The organism is Empedobacter sp. UBA7248 (genome assembly GCF_002472945.1).
Taxonomy (GTDB): domain Bacteria; phylum Bacteroidota; class Bacteroidia; order Flavobacteriales; family Weeksellaceae; genus Empedobacter; species Empedobacter falsenii_C.
On sequence record NZ_DKSU01000002.1, the window covers coordinates 84736 to 107972 of the forward strand.

The 23237-nt window shown below is 31.2% G+C and carries 17 protein-coding genes; 11 read left to right on the forward strand and 6 right to left on the reverse strand.

The genetic code is table 11. From position 1 onward, the window contains the following. Positions 1-125: 125 nt before the first annotated feature. Positions 126-1316, reverse strand: a complete 1191-nt coding sequence (gene porV, locus B4A23_RS00570; protein ID WP_291115655.1) for a type IX secretion system outer membrane channel protein PorV — start codon at positions 1314-1316, stop codon at positions 126-128. A gap of 37 nt (positions 1317-1353) precedes the next feature. Then, complete coding sequence (gene porU / locus B4A23_RS00575; RefSeq protein WP_291115658.1) at positions 1354-5217, reverse strand: type IX secretion system sortase PorU; 3864 nt, start codon at positions 5215-5217, stop codon at positions 1354-1356. A 164-nt stretch (positions 5218-5381) separates the two neighbouring features. Between porU and gldJ the strand changes: the two genes are divergently transcribed. The 4 genes from gldJ to B4A23_RS00595 all read left to right on the forward strand — a co-directional run bounded on the left by gldJ (position 5382) and on the right by B4A23_RS00595 (position 10090). Then, complete coding sequence (gene gldJ, locus B4A23_RS00580; RefSeq protein ID WP_291115816.1) at positions 5382-7010, forward strand: gliding motility lipoprotein GldJ; 1629 nt, start codon at positions 5382-5384, stop codon at positions 7008-7010. Between the two features lie 64 nt (positions 7011-7074). Beyond that, a complete protein-coding gene (locus B4A23_RS00585) occupies positions 7075-8355 on the forward strand; it encodes a UDP-N-acetylmuramoyl-tripeptide--D-alanyl-D-alanine ligase (RefSeq protein WP_291115663.1) in 1281 nt (426 codons plus the stop codon). Positions 8356-8466: 111 nt separating this feature from the next. Next, positions 8467-8901 (forward strand): hypothetical protein, encoded by a 435-nt coding sequence (locus tag B4A23_RS00590; RefSeq protein WP_291048915.1) that lies wholly within the window; start codon positions 8467-8469, stop codon positions 8899-8901. Positions 8902-8986: 85 nt separating this feature from the next. Beyond that, on the forward strand, positions 8987-10090 hold the full coding sequence (locus B4A23_RS00595) for an endonuclease (protein ID WP_291115666.1): 1104 nt from the start codon (positions 8987-8989) through the stop codon (positions 10088-10090). 387 nt (positions 10091-10477) lie between these two features. On the opposite strand, the gene fsa is transcribed toward B4A23_RS00595, so the two are convergent. Then, positions 10478-11134 carry a fructose-6-phosphate aldolase gene (fsa, locus tag B4A23_RS00600; RefSeq protein ID WP_125349844.1) on the reverse strand — a complete coding sequence of 219 codons (657 nt, stop codon included), beginning with the start codon at positions 11132-11134 and terminating at the stop codon, positions 10478-10480. Positions 11135-11217: 83 nt separating this feature from the next. Then, the gene (locus B4A23_RS00605; RefSeq protein ID WP_125349843.1) at positions 11218-11970 is read right to left on the reverse strand and encodes an SDR family NAD(P)-dependent oxidoreductase; all 753 of its coding nucleotides are present in this window, start codon (positions 11968-11970) and stop codon (positions 11218-11220) included. A gap of 188 nt (positions 11971-12158) precedes the next feature. Here B4A23_RS00605 and B4A23_RS00610 point away from each other — a divergent pair, with 188 nt between their 5' ends. From B4A23_RS00610 to B4A23_RS00640, 7 genes are all read left to right on the forward strand, one after another. After that, positions 12159-12917, forward strand: a complete 759-nt coding sequence (locus tag B4A23_RS00610; protein ID WP_291115669.1) for a hypothetical protein — start codon at positions 12159-12161, stop codon at positions 12915-12917. 7 nt (positions 12918-12924) lie between these two features. Continuing rightward, a complete protein-coding gene (locus tag B4A23_RS00615; protein ID WP_291115672.1) occupies positions 12925-13686 on the forward strand; it encodes a hypothetical protein in 762 nt (253 codons plus the stop codon). 36 nt (positions 13687-13722) lie between these two features. Beyond that, positions 13723-15765, forward strand: a complete 2043-nt coding sequence (locus B4A23_RS00620) for a S9 family peptidase (RefSeq protein WP_291115675.1) — start codon at positions 13723-13725, stop codon at positions 15763-15765. A 61-nt stretch (positions 15766-15826) separates the two neighbouring features. Continuing rightward, positions 15827-16828 (forward strand): hypothetical protein, encoded by a 1002-nt coding sequence (locus B4A23_RS00625; RefSeq protein ID WP_291115677.1) that lies wholly within the window; start codon positions 15827-15829, stop codon positions 16826-16828. Positions 16829-16880: 52 nt separating this feature from the next. Beyond that, positions 16881-18743 (forward strand): RecQ family ATP-dependent DNA helicase, encoded by a 1863-nt coding sequence (locus B4A23_RS00630; protein WP_291115680.1) that lies wholly within the window; start codon positions 16881-16883, stop codon positions 18741-18743. Between the two features lie 2 nt (positions 18744-18745). Then, on the forward strand, positions 18746-19687 hold the full coding sequence (gene fmt, locus B4A23_RS00635) for a methionyl-tRNA formyltransferase (RefSeq protein ID WP_280061275.1): 942 nt from the start codon (positions 18746-18748) through the stop codon (positions 19685-19687). A gap of 132 nt (positions 19688-19819) precedes the next feature. Beyond that, positions 19820-20107 (forward strand): HU family DNA-binding protein, encoded by a 288-nt coding sequence (locus B4A23_RS00640; protein ID WP_019975917.1) that lies wholly within the window; start codon positions 19820-19822, stop codon positions 20105-20107. 128 nt (positions 20108-20235) lie between these two features. Here B4A23_RS00640 and B4A23_RS00645 read toward each other — a convergent pair whose 3' ends face one another. Beyond that, complete coding sequence (locus tag B4A23_RS00645; RefSeq protein ID WP_038331400.1) at positions 20236-21618, reverse strand: MFS transporter; 1383 nt, start codon at positions 21616-21618, stop codon at positions 20236-20238. Positions 21619-21633: 15 nt separating this feature from the next. Then, the gene (locus B4A23_RS00650) at positions 21634-22959 is read right to left on the reverse strand and encodes a DcaP family trimeric outer membrane transporter (protein WP_291115686.1); all 1326 of its coding nucleotides are present in this window, start codon (positions 22957-22959) and stop codon (positions 21634-21636) included. Positions 22960-23237 lie beyond the last annotated feature (278 nt).

Genomic DNA, 23237 nt, shown 5'->3' on the forward strand with positions numbered 1-23237 from the left:
ATTAGTTTAGTTTTTTAATTGATGTAAAATTAGTTTTAACTATTAATTTAAAACTTGATTTAAGTTAATAAATAAAAAAAGGCTAACCAAAAGGTTAGCCAATTATAACTTAATCTTAACGATTTCTAGTAATCGTAGCTATTCTGTGTTTCTCCTCCAAAATTCCAAGCAATACCGAAACGTAATGTGTTTTCTAAAGCATTGTTTGTATCTGACATTGGAATTAAATAAGATGCATTAAATGCAAACGAATTGTATTTAAGTCCTAAACCTAATGTCAAATGTTGACGATCTCCTTTCATTGGGCTTTCGTGGAAATAACCAGCACGAATAAATAAAGCGTCATTATAAGAATACTCTGCACCAACAGAATACATAATTTCTTTTAACTCCTCTTTTCCTCCTCCTGGCGCATCTCCAAATGAACTGAAAATTCCAGACATTACTCCTTTATTAGGTATATAACGATTCGTTACATTGCCTTCTTCATCATATTCATATTGAGGTGTAGGAACTAACAATTTAGAAAATTCTGTTGTAACTCCAACTTTATTGTAATCATCAAATTTGAAATCATATCCAACACCTAAACGTAATGTTGTTGGTAAATATGATGCATTATCTTCTGAGTTTGAATAGTCTAATTTAGGTCCAATATTAGAGATTTGGAAACCTCCACGTAATTTTCCTTCAAAATTGTTGGTATTCATTGTTTCTGATTGATAATAACCCGCAATATCTACAGCAAAAGTATTTGCTGGTTGAACTGTACCATCACTTACTCCATTGAATAAATCTGAACGAATGAAGCGACCAGTTACCGCCATCGAGTAATTATCTGTTAAACGTAAACCATATGATAAATCGATTGAGAACTCATTTGGTTTAGCAACACCATCATTAATTATATCACTTCCATCAATACCGCCTGCTCCAAGTCTATTTAACTGAATTTCGCCCATATTGAAATAATAAATACTTGCCCCTAATGTACTACGCTCATCTTGACCTAAAAACGTATAATAAGTAGCATTCAATAAAAAGACATCATTCACCAAAGATCCCATATAAGGCGTATACGAAAAAGCTACACCAGAATAATCAGGAGCAAAAGAATATTTTGCCGCATTCCAAAATTGAGAATAATTATCCGCAGAAGTAGCAACACCTTGATCTCCCAAACCACCAGCACGCGCATCAGGAGAAATTCTTAAAAATGGGGCTCCTGTCATTATCGGATTATTAACTTCATCTTTATTTTGAGCAAAAGTAAATCCTGATGCTAAAATCAATAAACTTGCTGTAATTTTTTTCATTCGTTATATTATTGATTATATTTTTTCTTTTTGTTTATTATTTTAATATGACAAGTTTTTCAACTGCTGCGGCTGATCCTTTACAAACCGTATCATCAACACCTTTCACATTGACCTTGTAAATATAAACACCTTTTCCAATTTTATCACCAAAATCGTCCAAACCATCCCATTCTATCGCATATTTACCTGTTCGATATCCTTCTCTATAAGGTTCTGCCGAAACAGTTTTTCGGATAGTTTTGACTAATTTTCCTGAAATTGTAAATATCTGAACCATTACATCTAACTCAGAATCACAATTATGTTCAAAATGGAAAAATGTATTCTTAGTAAATGGATTTGGCCAATTTAGCAATTTATCAATATGTAATTGCCCTGTTCCATTTTCCATTACTACAAAGTCTAACGTTGCAGTATTCGAATTATTGTTGATATCCCAAAATTTTAAATTCACAGTATGTTGACCAAGTTCAAGATTTTTTAATTGATACATTACTTGTCCTTTCTGGTAATCTTCAAAATTCTTATTGATACAAGGATTTGCATCACCTCCATCATAATATTCATTCAACACATAAGCATCTTGTACTTTTCCATCAAGCGTTGCTACAATATCGTGTCCAATACTTGATCCTGTTGCATTAATACCTGAATTATCTGTTAAACAACCCACCAAATAAGGCGAACGATCTGTAATTCCTCCATTCGCAAAATGAAGATTATTCATATATAATTTTCCCTGCGGACGTTCATCATCATTTAATCCTTCTTCATTAATTCCTTCAATCGTAATTGTTTTTAAAGTCGATGCATCTTTACCATCTTTCTCATCCCAAGCATAAAATTTTATTTTACGATTTCCTAGTTCGTAATTGATATCTTTCGGAACATAAAATTGAATCGTAAACTCACCTTTTTCAACTTTTCCTGTTCCTTTATAAATTGTTTTATTTTCTGTTTCGAAAGTTTTTCCAGCCCAATCAGACTCCGATAAAATGGTTTTCGTTTCAGGTTTTTCATACAAGCTAATCGCAATTTTCCCATTGAAATTATTATCAATAGAAGTGTTAGATAATTGATTTACTTTACCTGTAATCGTTATAAAATCTAACGCTTGCATCTTACCGCCCGCAAGAGCATCTACATCTTTTTTATTTTTGATGCTGATGATTTCAATATCTTGTTGCGGACGATGAATTACTAACATCGGATCTCCAAGAATACTCACACTTTTGTTATTTGTATGTTTTGGAGAATAATTTAATTTTGCTTCATTAAGCGCTTTACCAATTGTTTGATTTTCTACTCCAACTTTCTTAAAAAATTCTTCAATCAAAAAATTATTCATCGAATCTCCATAGCCTGTTCCAATCGGACGGTTAGTCGTAATCATAGATAACGCTCCACCATTTGCATTTTTCAACATTGCTTCACCAGCAGAATTATATTGCGGTAAATCCCAAATTGTAAAATCACAAGTAACAGTTGTTACGATAGGTAAACGTGAATAAGCTGCATTAAAATTGGATAAATTTGTTAATTCTTCTGCTGTTATAATTCGTTCTTGCGCCCAACTACGAGGACCACCATGACCATAATACATCAAGAAGTTTGAACCTAACTCGATTCCATTCAGAATTGCTTGATTTACGGTTGGATATCGGACTCCAGCAGAAGTACTTTCGGGTTGATGAGCTCCCGAATATATCTTATTAATCGTATAAATTTGATTCTCAGACTTAGAAAATTCTGTATCAATTTTGGCGTTTAAACCTGGAGTATTTACATTATTATCATTATCCGTAACCGCGACAATTTTTGTTCGCCAATCCCCATATGAAGTTCCTTTTCCTTGAACTTTATCGTAATACGAAATAATTTTATCCACCAAAATCTTTGCCTCAGCAGAGTTAGAAGCAGAAATTCGTCCTACAGCTATTTCAAACCAATTGGCATCGTAACTATAAATTCCATCTACGCTATTCGATAACATTTTTACATTATTAGATAACATTGCAAAATAATCGTCAGTTGCAATCGCACCATCAATATCAAGAGAAGGTTCGTCTGTAAAAGTTGGAAGATAATTTGTAAAATCCTTTACTCTATTTTTCGGATCATAAGTTGTTGCGCCAAACAAAACACCATATTCTAAATTTGGACTTGACCCATCTTTTAAGAATTTAAAGAAATCACGAATCGCAATAGGATCTTGACTTCCAGAAGAAAAATCGTTGTAAACTTGTTCCGTTGTAACAACTGCAACATTTATTTTATCATGCTCTTTTCTAAAATTTGCCAAACGTGTAGCTTGATCCAAATATTTTGAATGCGTGACAATTATATAATTTATATCAGTTAAACTACGAATATCTTGATTTGCTACTTTTCCTACATATTTTGCATCTGTAAAAGCATTTTCATCCTTAAAAGCGACAAACTGATTCAAACTATTTGTACTAAATTTATACAAATTACTTTGCGGAACAATTGAAGAAATTGAATGAATATCAGAAACATTCCAAACAGAAACATTTGCAGCATTATTCAATGAAAAAGCATTCACACTTCCATTATTAATATCTTCTAAAAACTGAAAAGTGAATTGCTCATTGTTATAGGTTAAACCATCTTTAAAACGCAATTGTAAATAATCTAAATATGCTAATCCAGAAGGATTTGTACTGCTAGAAGAAACCGCAATGTCGATCGTATTAGAACTTAATGAAATTGTTTTATCTTGAACATTTCTATCAAATAAAGAGTTTCCTAAAGAATGAGTAAAAGTTTGTCCATTTATATTAACACTATAAGACATTCCGTTTGCACTTTTTCCAACCACTGCATAACGCAAATAGGCTTCTCCACCATTTACAGCATTAGCTTTGAACGTTTTCTTGAAACCTCCATTTAAACCAATATTTTCTCCAACCCAAATTTGTCCAAGATCATTTAAGTTAATCGAATCTTTTTCATGAAACTGTAAATTATCAAAAGTAGAAAAAGTTTTTACAGGACTTGCAGTAAGTGTCTGCTCTCCTACTCGCTTACCATCTTCTCCATTAAAACTAATAAAATAGTAAGCAAAATCATCATATAAATTATAACGAACCTTTGCATCTTGTAATGTTGTCGTATTATTTCTATACCACTGATGCGAACCTTTTGCATAAAATAAAACGTAATCTGAATTATCAAAAGAATTGTCTTCACCTCCAACAAATTTTATTGGAATTTCATTCAAAGCACCAATTCTATCTTCCGTCAAATTTTCCATCAAACGCCCTTCTCCATTTCCATAGATCTTTAACGATTTTGGATTAAAATTGGTCGGAATTCCATTTTTAGTAAAGAAACTTTTATCTAATTTGAAAACGCCATCTTTGGATACTTTTATTTTGTACCAATCTCCCGTTTTCAAAACACTTGTAGTCGAATTATCAATTAATTTTCGAGAAGATGTTTTTCGAGATTGAATTGATTTCGGAACAATTGAGAAAGATTCTATTTTTAAAATCTTATTATTTTGTTTGACAAATGGTACAACTTTAACAATCAGTTTTTGCTGACCATTTTTATCGATAATATTATATGAAGAAAAATTAATTTTATCTGTAATCGAAGACATATTCAAATCAGCCAATTCATTCTGTACTTCTCTAAATTGTACATTTGACAATTCAACTTCTTGATTTGTAGAATTTAACTCAACGACAAATTCTGGAAGAAAATATCCTCCAACAAAATAATTATCTTTATTCGAAAAAAACGGCACATTTACCGTATTTCCATTCGTTAAAGAAATTGTTTGATTATTCTCCCAATTTATTTTGTAATTTTGACTAAACAATTGAGGAAATTGAAGCAAAGTTGCAACTAAAATAAAATATTTCTTCATGTCTGAATAACGCTATTTTGACAAATATATTTTCAATCGTAAAATAAAAAAATAATTCTTACGTTTGATACAAGAAATAAAGCATTTTTTCGTTGTAAGATTAATGTCAAATGCTTTTATTTGCATTAAATTTAATTTTCGAAAACCAGAAATATTCTATGAAAATGAATAAAGGACGTATTTTTTCTCTTGCCCTTGCAGCTGTTACTATGAGTGTATTCATGGGTTGTGCAAGCAGTTCAGGAAAGAAAAAAGGAGGTGGAACAAAAAATTTCACAAGTCGTACAGGATGGAAACCAAACGATAGTAAAGGTTGGTTTTTTTCAGGTAAAAAGAAAGAAAACATCAAAGCTTGGCCTGGAATGGTTTTCATCGAAGGTGGATCTTTTACGATGGGAATTACGAAAGATGACGTGTTACACGATTGGAATAATTCTCCTGTTCGTATGCAAGTAAAATCTTTCTTCATTGGTGAAACTGAAGTTACAAACTACGAATATAGAGAATATTTAACTTGGTTAAAAGTTGTTTTTCCTCCAGAAGATACACAATACAAGGATATTTATAATGGAGCATTACCAGATGAAACGGTTTTTAACAATCAATTATCTCGTGATGATTTCTCTACAGAAAATTATTTATTTTCGCCTGAATTCAGCTATTATCCGGTAGTTGGTATTTCTTGGTTACAAGCTGTTAATTATTGTGATTGGTTAACAGACCGCGCAAACGAAAAAGCTTTAATGAACAAAGGAATCTTATCAAAAGATTACTATGCTAATGAAGAATATAATTACGGAAATAAGACATTTAGTGCTGAGCAATATAAGTTAGGCGATACTAATGTAAACGAAGCGATTGATTCGACTAAAATTATGAAAGCGAATCAAATCAAAACACAAAACACCCGTATCTTAAAAGCGAATCGTGCTACTAGTTCTTTAGAAGTGCAACCTTTCCGTTTACCTACAGAAGCTGAATGGGAATATGCTGCATTAGCTTTACCTGGAAATCGTGAATACAACGAATACAAAGGAAAAGATGTTGCTCAAAATAACTTGAGAGTTACAAAAGGTGCTCAAAGAGGACAATATTTAGATAACTTCAAACAAGGACGTGGAGATTACTCTGGTATTGGAGGATTTGGTAACGATGGTTCAGCAATTACAAGTGATGTGCGTAAATATCCTTCAAATGATTTTGGTCTTTATGGGATGTTAGGAAACGTTGCTGAATGGGTTTCTGATGTTTATCGTCCAATTATTGATGAAGAAGCAAACGATTTCAACTACTACCGTGGAAATATTTTAAAAACAAAAATTGACAACGGAGCAGGTGGTTTTGAAAAATATGACGAAACAAATGTTGAATATGATACATTAGACAACGGACGTTTAGTTTATAGAGGATTACCAGGTGCTTACAAAAAACAAACAGAATACGATTTAACAAATTATCGTGATGGTGACCCTAATTCTTCTTTATCACCACGTAATGAGGAAGGTAAATCTGCTGATCAAGCGACAGAAGATATGTACAACGCTCCTCAACGTAAATTTAGAGTAGATGAAAAAGGTCGTGTAATTTTAGAAAAAGATTCTTCTAAACGTACTTCTGACATCTCTGATGAAACACGTGTTGTAAAAGGTGGTTCTTGGAAAGATCCTATTTACTGGATAGATCCAGGACAAAGACGCTACTTACACCAAGCAAGTGCAACAAACTGGATTGGTTTCCGTGTAGCACAAGAATACTCTGGTAGTTTCGAATCAAAACGTAAACGTAGAGGATAAAATCCTTTTCAAAATATTTTAAATCTCGGTGATTAATTTCATCGAGATTTTTTATTTTTACATTATGAAAACAGCAGAAATATTCGATCAATTTCTTAAATCGAAAATCGTTACGACTGATACACGCAACATCTCACAAAATTGTATCTTTTTTGCTTTAAAAGGAGCTAATTTTAATGGAAATACTTTCGCTCAAGAAGCGATCAATCAAGGAGCTGCAATGGCAATTGTTGACGAAAAAGAATTTGAAAATGCATCTCAAAATATTTTTTTGGTTAATGATGCTTTAGAAACCTTACAAGATTTAGCGAGAACTTATCGTAATTACCTTAAAATTCCTTTTATTGGACTGACTGGTTCTAATGGTAAAACAACGACAAAAGAATTGATATCAGCTGTTTTAAAAGAGAAATTCAAAACACATTATACTTTCGGAAATTTAAATAATCACATCGGAGTTCCTTTGACAATTCTTTCTATTCCAGAAGATACTGAAATAGCTGTGATTGAAATGGGTGCGAATCATCAAAAAGAAATAGAATTATTGGCTTCTATTTCTCAACCAGATTTTGGTTATATCACTAATTTTGGTAAAGCTCATTTAGAAGGTTTCGGAGGAATAGAAGGCGTAATTAAAGGAAAATCTGAGTTATATGATTTTTTGAGAACAAATAACAGAACTGCTTTTGTCAATTTTAATGATCCTATTCAAGTTGAAAAAACTGAAGATATTAATCGAATTACATTTTCTGATCAACATAATGCTAATGTTCAAATCGAATTGATAGAAAGTGAAACTGAATATTTGGCGGTTAAATACCAAGATTTAAAAATTCAATCTCATTTGACAGGAAACTATAATTTTAGCAATATTTCGTGTGCAATTGCAATTGGACAACATTTCGGTATTGATGAAAAATCTATTCAAAACGGAATCGAAAATTATTTTCCATCAAATAATCGTTCACAAATTATCAATAAAGAAAATTACAAAATTGTGATGGATGCTTACAACGCAAACCCAAGTAGTATGGAAGCTTCGTTAAATAATTTTGCAAAATTTGAAGGTTCTAAAACAATTATTATTGGTGATATGTTCGAGCTTGGAGAAGAATCAAAAGCTGAGCATCAACGTATTTTAGATTTAGCTGAAAGTTTAGATTTTGATCAAATTTATATTCTAGGACATAATTTTGGTGAAACAATTACGAATAATCCGAAAGTACAAAAATTTGAAAACCGCGTTGCATTTGAAGAATGTTTAAAAGAAAATCCAATCAAAACTCAAAATATTTTGATAAAAGGTTCTCATGGCATGAGGCTTGATTTGTTAGAAAATATTTAAAATCAATACCTTGATTATCTGATGAATAAATCAATATTTTTTTTTATTATAATTACTCTTTTCACTTCCCATTCTCTTCAGGCTCAATCTGTAATTGAATGGAAAAAAGATATGAAACTTAATTACGAAAACTTTAAAAAGAAACCTATTCAAACAAAGGTTCCTCAAGGATTTTTAGATTCAAAATTAGGTTGGCAAATTGCAGAATCTACTGGAGAACTTCCTGAACTTTGGGTTACCAATAAATTTGATGAAAGTAATTCGTGGCTATCTATGCAACATGCAGAAATTTTAAAAGAAATGCAGTTGCAATTTGACTTATCTGAATTATATGCACGAAAAATCAGAAAAGATTTTAAAGATTTACAAGCCAAAAAAGTCATGGATAAAGATTCTTATCGAGCAAAATTTTTGTCAGGTTCTAAGAATTTTCAGAAAAAATTGAAATCGATAGCTGGAGTTTCATTAAATCAACCAGATTTATATAAATTATTAAATAAACAAATTCAAGATTCATTGGTGATTTATCAAAATTACAGTAAGTAATTTAACAATTAGTAAACTTTAAATTTCATAAATTTATACAAAATACAAGCTGTGAAAATCACAGCTTTTTTTAACTTAATTGTTTATGAAAAAAATCTTATACACTTTATCCATATTTACAGTAAGTATTTTAGCCTCAGCTCAAGCTCCAAGTAACTATTACGAAAATGCAACTGGTAGCAGTTTCACCTTGAAAACTCAGTTATATAATATAATAAAAAATCATACTGATTTAACCTATGGAGGATTATGGACATTATATAGCCGTACAGATTCAGACAATGGATTTTTAGATAAATATTACGAAAAAGATAATACGATTTTAGATATTTATTCAGAAAATCCGACATCTAAAGATCCATATAACTTCACTAAGGTCACAAATCAATGTGGAAACTATAAAAATGAAGGAGATTGTTATAATAGAGAACATATCATTCCCCAAAATGTTTTTAGTGAAAATAAACCAATGGTATCTGACGCCTTTCATATATGGCCTACTGATGGTAAAGTAAATGGTATGAGAAATAATTTTCCTTATGGTGTTGTTGGAAATGTAACTTATACTTCGCAAAATGGATCTAAATTAGGAAGTAATTTAAATTCGGGATACTCTGCGGGATATTCTGGAACAGTTTTCGAACCTATTGATGAATTCAAAGGTGATATAGCTCGTGCTTATTTTTATTTTGCTACACGTTATCAAGAAAATGATATTCAAAGTTGGAGTTATGAGATGTTTAATAAAACAAAAGATAAAGTTTTTACAGATACTTTCTTGAAAATATTAATGACTTGGCATTTAAATGATCCTGTTTCTGATCGAGAAAAAGACATTAATAATTTAGTATACAGATACCAAGGAAATAGAAATCCATTTATCGATCATCCAGAATATGCAGAAAAAATTTGGGGTTCGGATTTAGGAACTGGAGATTTCGAATATCAAAAACGTGATGATGTTTCAGTTTACAATGCAACAAATCGTTCGATTAAAGTTAAACTTGAAAATAATTCGAAATCAATTCAGAAAGTTTCTGTTTTTAATTTCAATGGACAATTAATTAATGAAGTTTCAAATTCGTCAAATCAAAAAGAAGTTGAAATTAATTTCAAAACTCCAGGTGTTTATATCATCAAAGTTGTTGGAAAACAAATGGAAATCAACAAAAGAGTTGTAATAAAATAATCATTTATCAATCCATCATAAAAAAATCCTTCGCTCATACAAGTGAAGGATTTTTTATTTTAGTAAATGGAAAAAATTATTAGTCATTATTGATATTTTTCTTAAAAAATGTGCTTCCATATAGAAACATGATTAATAAAAAAGGGATACCAAGCGTGACTGATAATAAAATAAATGTTTTTAACATACTAATAAGAAATATTTTAGTTTCTAATACTTTTATCAATTTACGATTAATAATTTTAAATTATTCATAACAAAACATCTTTTTTTATTTATTAACACTATTTTTATCAACTTGATAATTAAAAGCTTTTCATTAATATAAATTCATAAAAAAAGTCGCTTAAAATTAAGCGACTCATATATAGAAAATTCTATTTCAATTTATTGGTTTCCCTTTGCGTAATCAGCTAAGAATTGTGCTAATCCAGAATCTGTTAAAGGGTGTTTTAACAATCCTAAGATTGATGATAAAGGTCCTGTCATAACATCAGCACCAATTTTTGCACAATTTACAATATGCATTGTATTACGAACTGAAGCAGCTAAAATTTGAGTTTCGTACAAATAGTTATCATAAACCAAACGAATTTCTTCGATTAAGTTTAAACCATCTGTCGAAATATCGTCTAAACGTCCGATGAATGGAGAAACGTAAGTTGCACCAGCTTTTGCAGCTAATAATGCTTGTCCTACAGAGAAAACTAAAGTAACATTAGTTCTGATTCCTTTTGTAGAAAAGTATTTACACGCTTTTACACCATCTTTCGTCATAGGAATTTTAACTACGATTTGAGGATTTAAAGCTGCTAAAGCTTCACCTTCTTTTACCATTCCTTCGAAATCAGTAGAAATTACCTCAGCAGAAACATCTCCGTCAACTAATTCGCAAATTGCTTTGTAGTGATTCAAAATATTTTCTTGACCTGTAATTCCTTCTTTTGCCATTAAAGATGGATTTGTTGTTACACCATCTAAAACTCCTAAATCTTGGGCTTCTTTAATGTCAGCTAAGTTAGCTGTATCGATAAAAAATTTCATTGTTTGTTTGTATTTCGTTCAGGCAAAATTAAGGATTAAATTATAGAAAACCATTTAATCTTAAAGATTCGCTCAAAAATATTTTAAACCGCTGTATATCCACCATCAACAAGGTAATAACCGCCTGTCATAAAGGATGCTTTGTCCGAACTTAAGAATAAAACTAATTCTGCAACTTCTTCTGGCTGCCCCAGACGACCCATTGGATGTTTTGTAACAAGCAATTCTAAATGATCTGCACTCAAATTATTCGACAACAAAGGCGTCATAATATAACCTGGTCCAACTGCATTACAACGAATATTTTTTGGTCCGTATTCCGCTCCAATATTTTTCGTCAAACCTACAACTCCATGCTTTGCAGAAGTATAAGCCGAACTCATTGGCGCAGCGACAGTACCATGAATAGAAGCCATATTAACAATAGAACCTCCTCCATTCTTTTCCATTGCTTGTAATTGATATTTACATCCGTAAAAAACACCATTAAAATTGATATCTATTACTTTTTTCCAACCATCTAATGGATAATTTTCAGTCAGCTCAGCAGGACCTCCAATTCCAGCATTGTTACAAGCTATATCAAGTTTTCCATAAACTTCAAGCGTTTTATTTACTAATGCTTCATTATCTTCTGGCGAAGAAGTATCAGCTTTGAAAAATATCGCTTCTCCTCCATTTTTTTTGATAATTTCTACTACTTCATTTCCACCTTCTTCATTAATATCTGAAACCACAACTTTCGCACCCTCTTTGGCATATAATTCAGCAACAGCTTTCCCAATTCCAGAGCTAGCTCCAGTTACAATCGCAACTTTATCTTTTAAACTTGACATAATTTTATGATTTTAATTTAAATAAAGTTAATAATTTATAATCAGATCTATAAATCATTTCTTTCAAATAATATTATTTGAAATGATTCAATTTTATTAACTATTTTGAAATGAAAAATTCAGCATAACAAATATATTTAGGATAAAACAATTCTATTTTTTTATATTTGATACAAATAACTTTTTAAATGAAAAATTTAATAGCTGCTATACTTTTATGTAGTTTTTCTACTATAAATGCACAAGAAACAAGTGATTATAAGTACATCAATATTCCTGAAAAATTTTCTAGTTTTGATAAAGATGAATATCAATTAAATAATCGATTAAGATATATATTAACACAGAAAAAATATGAAGTTTTACCTTCTGATAAATCTTCTTGGCCGCTAGAAGTTTTGCAAAACCCTTGTTTAGCATTGAATGCTGATATTTTAAAAGTTAAAAGTTTTCTGAATAATAAATTAGAGGTAAGTTTTACGGATTGTTCTAATAAAAATATTGAAAAATTTGAAGGAACTTCTAAGATTAAAGAATATGACAAAGGTTACCAAGAAGCTATAAAACTAGCTTTAAATCCTTTAAAATCTCAAAATGCGAAAGCTTCTGTTCCGATGGTAAAATTAGAAAAAGCCCAAACAGAAACAACAACTGCATATATACCTGAACCTAAAGGAACTCAGGTAACAGCTACTAATTTGCTGACAGATGGAACAACTACTTATCAAAAAATTGAACTGCAAAATGGTGGTTTTATGTTGATGTCCGAAAACGGAAATCAAGTGATTGCGAAATTTGAACCGACTTTAAAAAGTGGAATTTATAGAGTAATTGTTACCAAAGGAAATTCAAATTATTTTTCGGTGGGTTACATTAGCGGAAATACAATTTCGTATGAAGTTTCTGAAAATAATACATGGAAAGAAATTAAATTATCTGCTAAATAATCTTGCTATGAAAATTATATTATCAAGTATATTTCTTATTGCTCTATCATCACTTCAGGCTCAAAACGTAACAGATTACAAATATGTTATCGTTCCTCAACTCTTTAAAGATTTTGCGAAAGATGATTTTCAATTGAATACTGGTCTAAAAACCGCTTTGAGAAAAAAAGATTATGAAGTAATCAATGAAAATTCTATTCCGTTAGAGGTGCAAATTAACCCTTGTTTAGCGACAAAAGCAAACATTGAAAATAGTAGCTCAAGTTTTAAAAATAAATTAATTGTTAAGTTTACTGATTGCAATAATGTAACTGTTGGTACTTTCGAAGGAACCTCTAAAACAAAAGATTTCACAAAAGGTTATCAAGAATCATTGACGATAGCAATGAATCAAGTTGGAAAACAAAATGCGAAAGATTTACCTGTAACTAAAACAGAAAATACAACAATTCCAACCGTTAAAGAAACAACTAATAAAGTCGTTACGCAAGAATCAAATAAAACTGCAGAAAACAAAAACGTTTACAAATCGAACGGAAAAAACTACACGACAGCAAGTACAAATAACAACGAATTTGTATTAATCGATCAAGAAAATTCAAAAGTTATTGCGCAATTTTATCCAGCTGCTCAACAAAATGTTTTCCATGTGACAGTGATTTCTCAAAACGGAAATTACCAAACAATTGGCTATTTGAACGAAAATAATATCATCATCGAATATAAAACAGGTGATAAATCTTGGTCAACTACAACTTATTCAAAGTAAGTTTTTATAGTACATTTGCACCTTAAATTTTAGAAAATGCAAGCACCTATTGCGAAAAAAATAGAACAAAAATTAGAAAAACACGGAGATATCCGCATCGATAATTATTATTGGTTGAATGATCGTGAAAACTCTGAAGTTATCGATTATTTGAACCAAGAAAACGAATATACAAAAGCTATTCTACAACCAACGGAAACATTACAAACAAAGCTTTTTGAGGAAATGAAAGCACGAATCAAAGAAGATGATTCGTCTGTTCCTTACAAATTGAATGGTTATTGGTATTTGACAGAATATCAAAAAGGGAAAGAATATCCGATTCACAAACGTCGAAAAGACAGTTTAGAGAATTCTGATGAGATTCTTTTTGATGTCAACACAATGGCAGAAGGTCATTCATATTATCAATTGGGCGGAATTTCGATGGCGCCAAATAATCAATTGGTTTCCTTTGGAGTTGACAATGTTTCGCGAAGAATTTATACGATTCAAATCAAAGATTTAACAACTGGAGAAATTCTTTCTGATAAAATAGAAAACACAACTGGAGGTTCTGTTTGGGCGGCTGATAATCAGACTTTATTTTATACAAGAAAAGATGAAACATTGCGTGCTTATCAAATTTGGAAACACAAATTAGGGACAAAACAAGAAGATGATGTCTTGGTTTTTGAAGAAGCCGATGATACGTTCAATGTGTTTGTTTACAAATCAAAATCAAGAGATTATATCATTATTGGATCTTCAAGTACTGTTTCAGATGAGTTTAGATATATTCCTTCTAATCAACCAGATGCAGCGTTTAAAATCTTTCAAGAAAGAGAACGTGATTTAGAATATTCAATCGAACATTTTGGTGATTCATTTTATATTCAAACCAATAAAGATGATGCGTTTAACTTCAAATTAATGAAAACTTCTGTCGAAAAAACAGAACAAGAAAATTGGATTGATGTGATTCCTCATCGTGAAGAAACATTGATTGAAGGTTTCGAAATTTTCAAAAATTATTTGGTTATCGAAGAGCGCACAAATGGTTTATTGCAGATGAATATCAAAGCGTGGGACAATTCAACTGATTATTATTTGCCATTTAACGAAGAAACTTATACAGCAAATGTTGGGACAAATCCAGATTTTGATACGTATATTTTACGTTACGGATATACATCATTGACAACTCCTTCTTCTGTGATTGATTTTAACATGAATGATAAAACATTCGAAATCAAAAAAGAACAAGTTGTTATAGGTGATTTTGACAAAGAAAATTATATTTCTGAACGAATTTGGGCTGAAGCACGAGACGGAGAAATGGTTCCAATCTCATTGGTTCGTCGAAAAGATACACCTCTTTCTGCCGAAACTCCTCTCCTACTTTACGCTTATGGTTCATATGGTTACACGATAGAGCCTTATTTTAGTTCGGTTCGATTAAGTCTTTTGGACAGAGGCTTTATCTATGCAATTGCGCATATTCGTGGTGGTCAATATCTTGGTCGCGAATGGTACGAAGATGGGAAAATGTTAGAAAAGAAAAATACATTTTTCGATTATATTGATGCAGCAAAATATTTGATTCAACAGAATTACACTTCATCAAAACATCTATATGCAATGGGTGGTTCTGCTGGCGGATTGTTGATGGGGGCTGTTATTAATTACGAGCCAACATTATTCAATGGAGTGATTGCACAAGTACCTTTTGTAGACGTTGTCACAACAATGTTAGACGATTCTATTCCATTGACAACAGGGGAATATGATGAATGGGGAAATCCGAATGAAAAAGAATATTACGATTACATGAAATCGTATTCGCCTTACGATAATGTGGAAGCAAAAGCCTATCCGAACCTCTATGTTTCGACAGGTTTACACGATTCTCAAGTACAATATTGGGAACCTGCAAAATGGGTGGCGAAATTAAGAGATTTAAAAACAGATGATAACATTCTACTTTTAGATACAAATATGGATACAGGGCACGGCGGTGCTTCTGGTCGATTCGAATCGTTAAAAGAAGATGCGAAAGAAGATGCTTTCTTATTTATGTTAGAAGGGATTACAGAATAAATTTCAAACCAAAAAGTCAACAAATTTGTTGGCTTTTTGTATTTTTAACCAAACCTACTCTATGACCTTTATTTTCTTAATCTTTGGATTAGCAATTGCTGGATTTCAAACGCTTGTATTTAAAGAAATTTGGCAAGTAAACCTTCGTCCAAAATGGATTTTATTCCTTATAACCCCTCTATTAATAACTATTACAGATTATTTTTGCGACGATCAACTCACAGCTTTTGTATTTTTTGGAGCAATAGCTTCAATATTCTTTATTGCAGTTACTGGTATAATTTTTCAAAATTCTACCAATTTTGATGAAGAATCAAACAGTTTTAAACGCAAAAAAAGTTACAGTGAAATTGTCCAAGATTATAATCAGCCTTTTTATCTAAATCCTGCTTGGGGAATTGTTTATCAACTCTATGTCGTTGCGATGATTGGAATTTATATTTTTGTTCCAAATGAAGTTTATGAATCTGATTTAAATTATAAATTGATTGAACAAGATTTAGTTTTACAACTATTATCACTTTTTATATTTACAGGATTTTCCATTATTATTTTGTTGTACAATTATTTAGACGAAAACAAAAACTATATTCCTTCCATTTTCAACGGAAAAAGATTAGTTGCAACACCAAAAGAAAGCAGAATTAATAAAGTAATTACCATAAGCGTTACGCTAATATCATTCATTATTTTCTGTAAATTTTGTTACGATAAAGGAATTTATTTCAGCTTGAAATCTATCTTTCAATCATTTGATTCATCATCATTTCTATCGATAAATACAGGAATTATTGCATTTATCTTTTTCAATTCCATTATTCTGATAATTAATCCATCACAAGTTTCAAAACGAAATATGATTCGCATTGCAACACTAATTCAATCTGCTTTTTTCAGTATTTTTTTATCAGCCGCAATTGCAGTTCCTTTTATGATTTTGCAAGATCAATTGGCTTACTTCAATATGAGTTCGGAAATTCTTTTATTTTTAGGATTTAATATTGTTTTATTAGTGAATGAAATTTCACTTTTTGTAAAATACAAAAAAGGTATAATCGATTAATTCTTCTAATAAATCGCAGATTTTACTTAAATTTACAACAAAGCTTTGTAATTTGACACCAAAAGAAATTCTTTTTAAGTATTGGAATTATCCTTCTTTCAAAACGCCGCAAGAGGAAATCATCTCAAGTGTTTTGGAAGGGAAAGATACGTTGGCAATTTTGCCGACTGGTGGCGGAAAATCTATCTGTTATCAAGTTCCAGCGATTATTTTTGATGGATTAACATTGGTCATTTCGCCGCTTATTGCGTTGATGAAAGATCAAGTTCAAAATTTACAATCCAAAGGAATTTCTACGGCATATATTACCAATGAAATTGATCAAAATACGATTGGGAAAATTTTGGACGATTGTCAAAACAACAAAATCAAATTATTATATGTTTCGCCAGAGCGTTTGCAAAGTAGAATTTTTGTCGAGCGATTGAAACAAATCAATATTAGTTTGCTTGCAGTTGACGAAGCACATTGTGTTTCTGAATGGGGACACGATTTTCGCCCTGCATATCATCGAATTTCGAGGTTAAAAACTATTCTTCCTAAAGTTCCAATCCTAGCATTGACAGCAACGGCAACAGAAAAAATTCAGCAAGAGATTGTAGAAAAATTAGAGTTAAATAATCCCGATGTTTTTAAATCTTCTTTAAAAAGGGAGAATCTTTCATACAATGTTTTTCTTTCTGCTGACAAGAAAAATGATTTGATTTATTATTTAAAAAAATATCCTGGTTCGAGTATTATTTTTGTTCGAAATCGAAAATTAACTTATGAAATTGCTAGTTTTTTAAGTCAAAATGGTTTTGATGCCGATTTTTTTCACGCCAAATTAACGAAAGACGAAAAAGAGCAAAAGCAGCAAGATTGGATGTTGAATAATTCGAGAATTATGGTTTCTACAAATGCATTTGGAATGGGAATCGACAAGCCAAATGTTCGTACCGTTTTTCATATCGATTTACCTCAAGGAATTGAAGCATATTACCAAGAAGTTGGTCGCGCTGGACGTGACGAACAGGAATCGCATGGAATTTATTTGTACAATCCTGATGATCGAATTCAAGCAGAAAATATTTTCAAAGCGAATTTACCTTCGCAACAAGATTTTATCAAAATTGGAAATTGTTTATTTAGTCAATTGCAATTGGCGGAAGGCGAATTAACGGAAATGAATTATCAGTTGGATATTCCAAAATTTGCAGAAAAATTTGGTTTAAATCTTAAAATGGTTCTTCAATTTTTAGAATTTCTCAATACGAAAGAAATCATTCAGCAAAAAAATTATTCACAAAATAGTAGTATTCAAATTTTAGCGTTACCATATTCGATTAACTTGAATGAAAACCGAATTTTTGATTATTTACAACGTCATTATCCTGGAATTTATACTTATAATAGAGAAATTTCTGAGAGTAAAATGGCGTTTGAATTGCACATGAGTATTGGCGACATTAGAAATAGCTTACACGAATATTCAAAAAATGGTTCTATTGATTATTCAGATCGATTTTTAGCACGATTTAGATTTCTTGTTCCACGCGATTCGAATGCGTTTAAAAATAAATTGTGGAAAGATTTCGAATCAATTCAAGTGAATAATTGGAAACGTTTGCAAGCAATGGCTTATTATGCCGAACAAAATACTATTTGTAGAGAACGTTTGTTATTTGGCTATTTTAATCAAAAATCTAATCAAAATTGTGGTAAATGTGATGTTTGTCAATCCAAAAAACAAAATGAAAGCTTTAATTCATCTGATTTAATTGAATATTTGAAAGAAGGTACAAAAACGCAAGCCGAAATTCTTTCAAAATTCATAAATTCGCCAAAAGATAAAATCGTCGAAGAATTGCAATATTTGATAGACGAAATGCGAGTTCAACCAATTGGATTCGATTCTTATAAACTAATAGAATAAAAATGCGAGTAGTCTTTATGGGTACGCCCGAATTTGCGGCGACATCTTTGAATGAAATCAATACAAATAGTCATCACGAAATAGTTGGAGTTGTTACTGTTCCAGATAAACCGTCTGGTAGAGGACAAAAAATGAATATTTCTGATGTCAAAAAATATGCAGTTGAACATAATTTGCCTTTGGCTCAACCAGAAAAATTACGCGACGAAGCTTTTATCGAAACATTAAAAAGCTGGAATGCTGATGTTTTTGTTGTCGTAGCTTTTCGTATGTTGCCACAAGTTGTTTGGTCCATTCCATCAAAAGGAACTTTTAATCTTCATGGATCACTTCTTCCGCAATATCGTGGTGCAGCGCCTATTAATTGGGCTGTAATGAATGGTGATCAGGAAACTGGAGTAACAACTTTTTTGATTGATGAAAAAATTGATACTGGAAATATCTTAATTTCTGATAAAGTAGAAATTGGAGAAAATGATAATGTAGGAAAAATTCATGATGAATTGATGCATATCGGTGCAAAATTAGTTGTGAAAACGTTAGATGGTTTAGAAAATGATTCATTAAAACCGCATCCACAAGACGAAACAACAGAATTGAAACATGCTCCAAAAATCTTTAAAGAAGATTGTAAAATAGATTGGAACGATTCTATCAATGCTATTCACAACAAAATTAGAGGACTTTCTCCTTATCCATGTGCGTGGACAACTTTTGGAAATGGCGAAAATTACAAATCGTTAAAAATATATGCTGGTCTAAAAACGGATATTGTTGTTGATGGAGAAGATTATCAATTAATTTTACAAAAAAATAACCTTTATATCAATCTACCTCAAGGAGTTTACGAAATTTTAGAACTTCAACCTGAAGGAAAGCGCCGTATGACAGCCAAAGATTTTATCAATGGACATCAAAACGAGGATACCTTATTCGTAAAATAAGTACTTATTTACTGATTTTTGACACAAATTTCATAAAATTTTGCATTTTTCTTGAAATTTATTGCGTTGAAACTTGCACAAATAAAGGGAAAGAGTATATTTGTGTATAAATTAATTTAAAAAGTTACAACTATGAACAAATCAGAACTTATCGATGCAATTGCAGCTGACGCTGGAATTTCTAAAGAAGCTGCTAAAAAAGCCTTAAACTCATTTACAGAAAATGTAACTAAAGCTTTAGCAAAAGGAGACAAAGTTGCTTTAGTAGGATTCGGTACTTTCTCAACTTCTGAGAGAGCTGCAAGAACAGGTATCAACCCACAAACTAAAAAAGAAATTAAAATTGCTGCTAAAACAGTAGCTAAATTTAAAGCTGGATCTGAATTATCAGGAGCAGTTGATACAAAAAAGAAAAAATAATATTTCTGATACAATAAAAAATCCACTCGTTTGAGTGGATTTTTTTATGCCTTGAAATTTAATTAATTCCTCAAAAAAAAATCCTTCAAGAATACTTGAAGGATTTTTACATTTTATCTAATATTGATTTAATTATCTTCTGTTAAATCTGTTTTGTACGTTTCTGGAATTGTAAAGTAATTCACTAAAATCGCAATAAAGATTAATATCAATGGATAAGCTAATCCAATATAAGGCGACATAGCTGCCGAAACGATAATCGTACTTTTGATTAATTCTGTGACAAAAGTCGTCGCTCCACCAATAAATCCATTTCCCATATTTTGAGCAAATCCCATACTTGTGTATCGAATTTTAGTTGGGAAAATTTCTAACATAAATGCACCAAGCGGTCCGTAAGTTGCTGCTCCTGCAATTGAAGTAATTAAACTTACAACTACAATTCCGAAAACTGCTAAATTCGAAATATCATGAACTTCTTTCAATCCTTCTGGATTTCCTAATTTCATGTACAAGAAAAATGATAATGGAATTAAGATAAAACTACAAATCATTCCTCCTAACATCACCGGTTTACGCCCGATTTTATCACTTAATGCTCCAAACCATTGATAGAAAAATGAACTAAATAATGTAGAACATAAAACAACAATTAAAACTGTTTCGTAAGGTAAATTAACCGCTCTTTGCAAAAAGAAAAGAGTTACGAATAATGTTGTTTGCATAATTGTACTTTGCGCAGCATTTCCTCCAAAAATTGCTTTCAACATCAATTTTACATTTCCTGGTGTTGTAAAAGCATCTTTAATTGGTGTTTTAGATGTTTTTCCTTCTTTTTTTAATTGTTCGAAAATTGGACTTTCATGTAAACGTTGACGAATAAAGTAACTCAAAATCACTAATATTCCACTAAATAAAAATGGGATTCTCCATCCGAAACTTGCAAAAGCTTCTTCTGATAAGAATGATTGTGTTAAGAAAACAACTGTCAAACATAATAATAATCCAATTGGAACAGTTGCTTGAATAAATCCTGTATAAAATCCTCGCTTTTCTGCTGGCGCATGTTCTGCTACATAAATTACCGCACCTGCATATTCTCCACTAATTGCAAGTCCTTGCATAATGCGGCAAAACAATAATAAAACAGGAGCAAACCAACCTACACTATCAAAAGTTGGAATACAACCAATCAAGAATGTTGCTGCTCCCATCATAATTAAAGAAACTAAGAATGAATATTTTCTACCAATACGATCCCCAATACTTCCAAAAATTAATGATCCAATCGGACGGAACATAAATGATGAAACCACTACGGCAAGTGTTTCTAAGAAATGTGACGAACCATCATTAGGAAATAATTGTGTTGATAATACACTAGCCAAGATGATTGCCAAGAACATATCATACCATTCGATTAAAGTTCCGACAGATGATGCTAAAATAATTTGGAAAATATTATCCTTCTTCGCTACTGTTTGCGAAGTATCTAAAGTATTTGTACTCATGTTTTTTGTGTGATATTAGAAGTTAAATAATGTTGTAAGTTGAAATCTATTGTTATTTGCTAAATATTTGTTTTCGGTTCCCGTACCTTTTATCGTCGCATCTGCCCATTGCGCTGTACTACGATCATATTCGAATCTAAATTTTAAAGCTTTGCTTAAGGTAAGATCTAAACGAGGAACTACTTTGTACAAATAATTTACAGTACGTGTACCTGGAGTTGCCGAAATTGCGCCCCAATTTGTCGTTACACCATAAGATGTTGATGCAATTGCTCCTTCTACTGGATTTTTCACACCATTATTTCTAACATAACCTGCAAATAATCCGAACGAAATTTTACCTGTTGAGTTTTGTTGCAAATCAATCCACATACTATGTGTATTCATCGGTTTGTATGTTTCAACAGCTGTCGGACTTGTTTGATAACCTACAATTCCACCTAGTTGTACAAAAGACGACGCATCTTGCATCAAATATCCAGCAACAGTTACTTGTAAAGGTTTTGTATTTAACTTTGAATAAGCCATAAACGAAACATTTTCAACTCGTTCATTAGACTTAACAGGAGGATTTCCTGAAGATAATTTTGGTTTCAAGTTTTCATATTGTGCACCAATTCCGGCAGTAAAAACTTGTGATTTATATTGAAATTGAAGATGAGCCGCTGGCATTCCACTATTTCGGAAAGGCTCTGTATTTGGAGTAAAATCTCTTTGAGAATGTAAAGCAGCAATAACTTTAAATTTGTCAGTAAATTTATGCGTTAAACGAATTTGAGGATTACGATTTAAAGCATAAACAGGCGCACCAGTTCCATAATTTGCAACATTTGGCAAAGCTTCTAACACAACGAAAGGATGCCAATATTGTCCAATCCCTAATTGCGTTTTCTCCCAATCCAACATCACATATGCGTGACGCAAACGAAATTCATTGATTCCACCTTCTGTTGCTCCAAAAAATTCTCCCTCTAAAATACCAGAAGTTTTAGCCCCAAGTAATTCTGGACCTTTCAAATTAACGCCAGCTCTCGAAACAATTGACAACATGTGAAATTTAGAAGCTGCATTGATATCAGCACCGTTTACATCCGATAAACGATCTTTTGGATAAAGCGGCACTAAAGCCTCTCCTGCTCCAATCATTTGACGAGTATCCATAAAAATATCATTCCTGATAAATCCATAAAACTGCACATCAACTTTGTCTTTGTTTTCTTTTGGTTGTATTAATTCTACTTTTTCTACAACCACACTATCTGTCGTTTTCTGTTGAGCAGAGACATAGCTATAGCTGCAAAATATAGCTAGACAAGCCAATTTTGTTAAATTTTTACTCATTTTTTTGTGATAATTTGAACGACTAAAATAATCAAAAGAAAAAAACTAACAAATGTTCGTTAATCATTTTTTAATAAATTTTTAAAGCTTTATTAAATTCATCAAAATTTTAAATAATTTTTGAGAAATAGATATTTTGAAATAAGTTTTGGAAAGAAATTTTGAGAATTTGACATTTTAATTAGTGTACGAAATACACTTAACTTGAATTCTTCGAGGAGTATTTTTCAAAAAAAATCGAGAGAAGAATAATTGTTTCAACAAATGAGGAGAAAGTT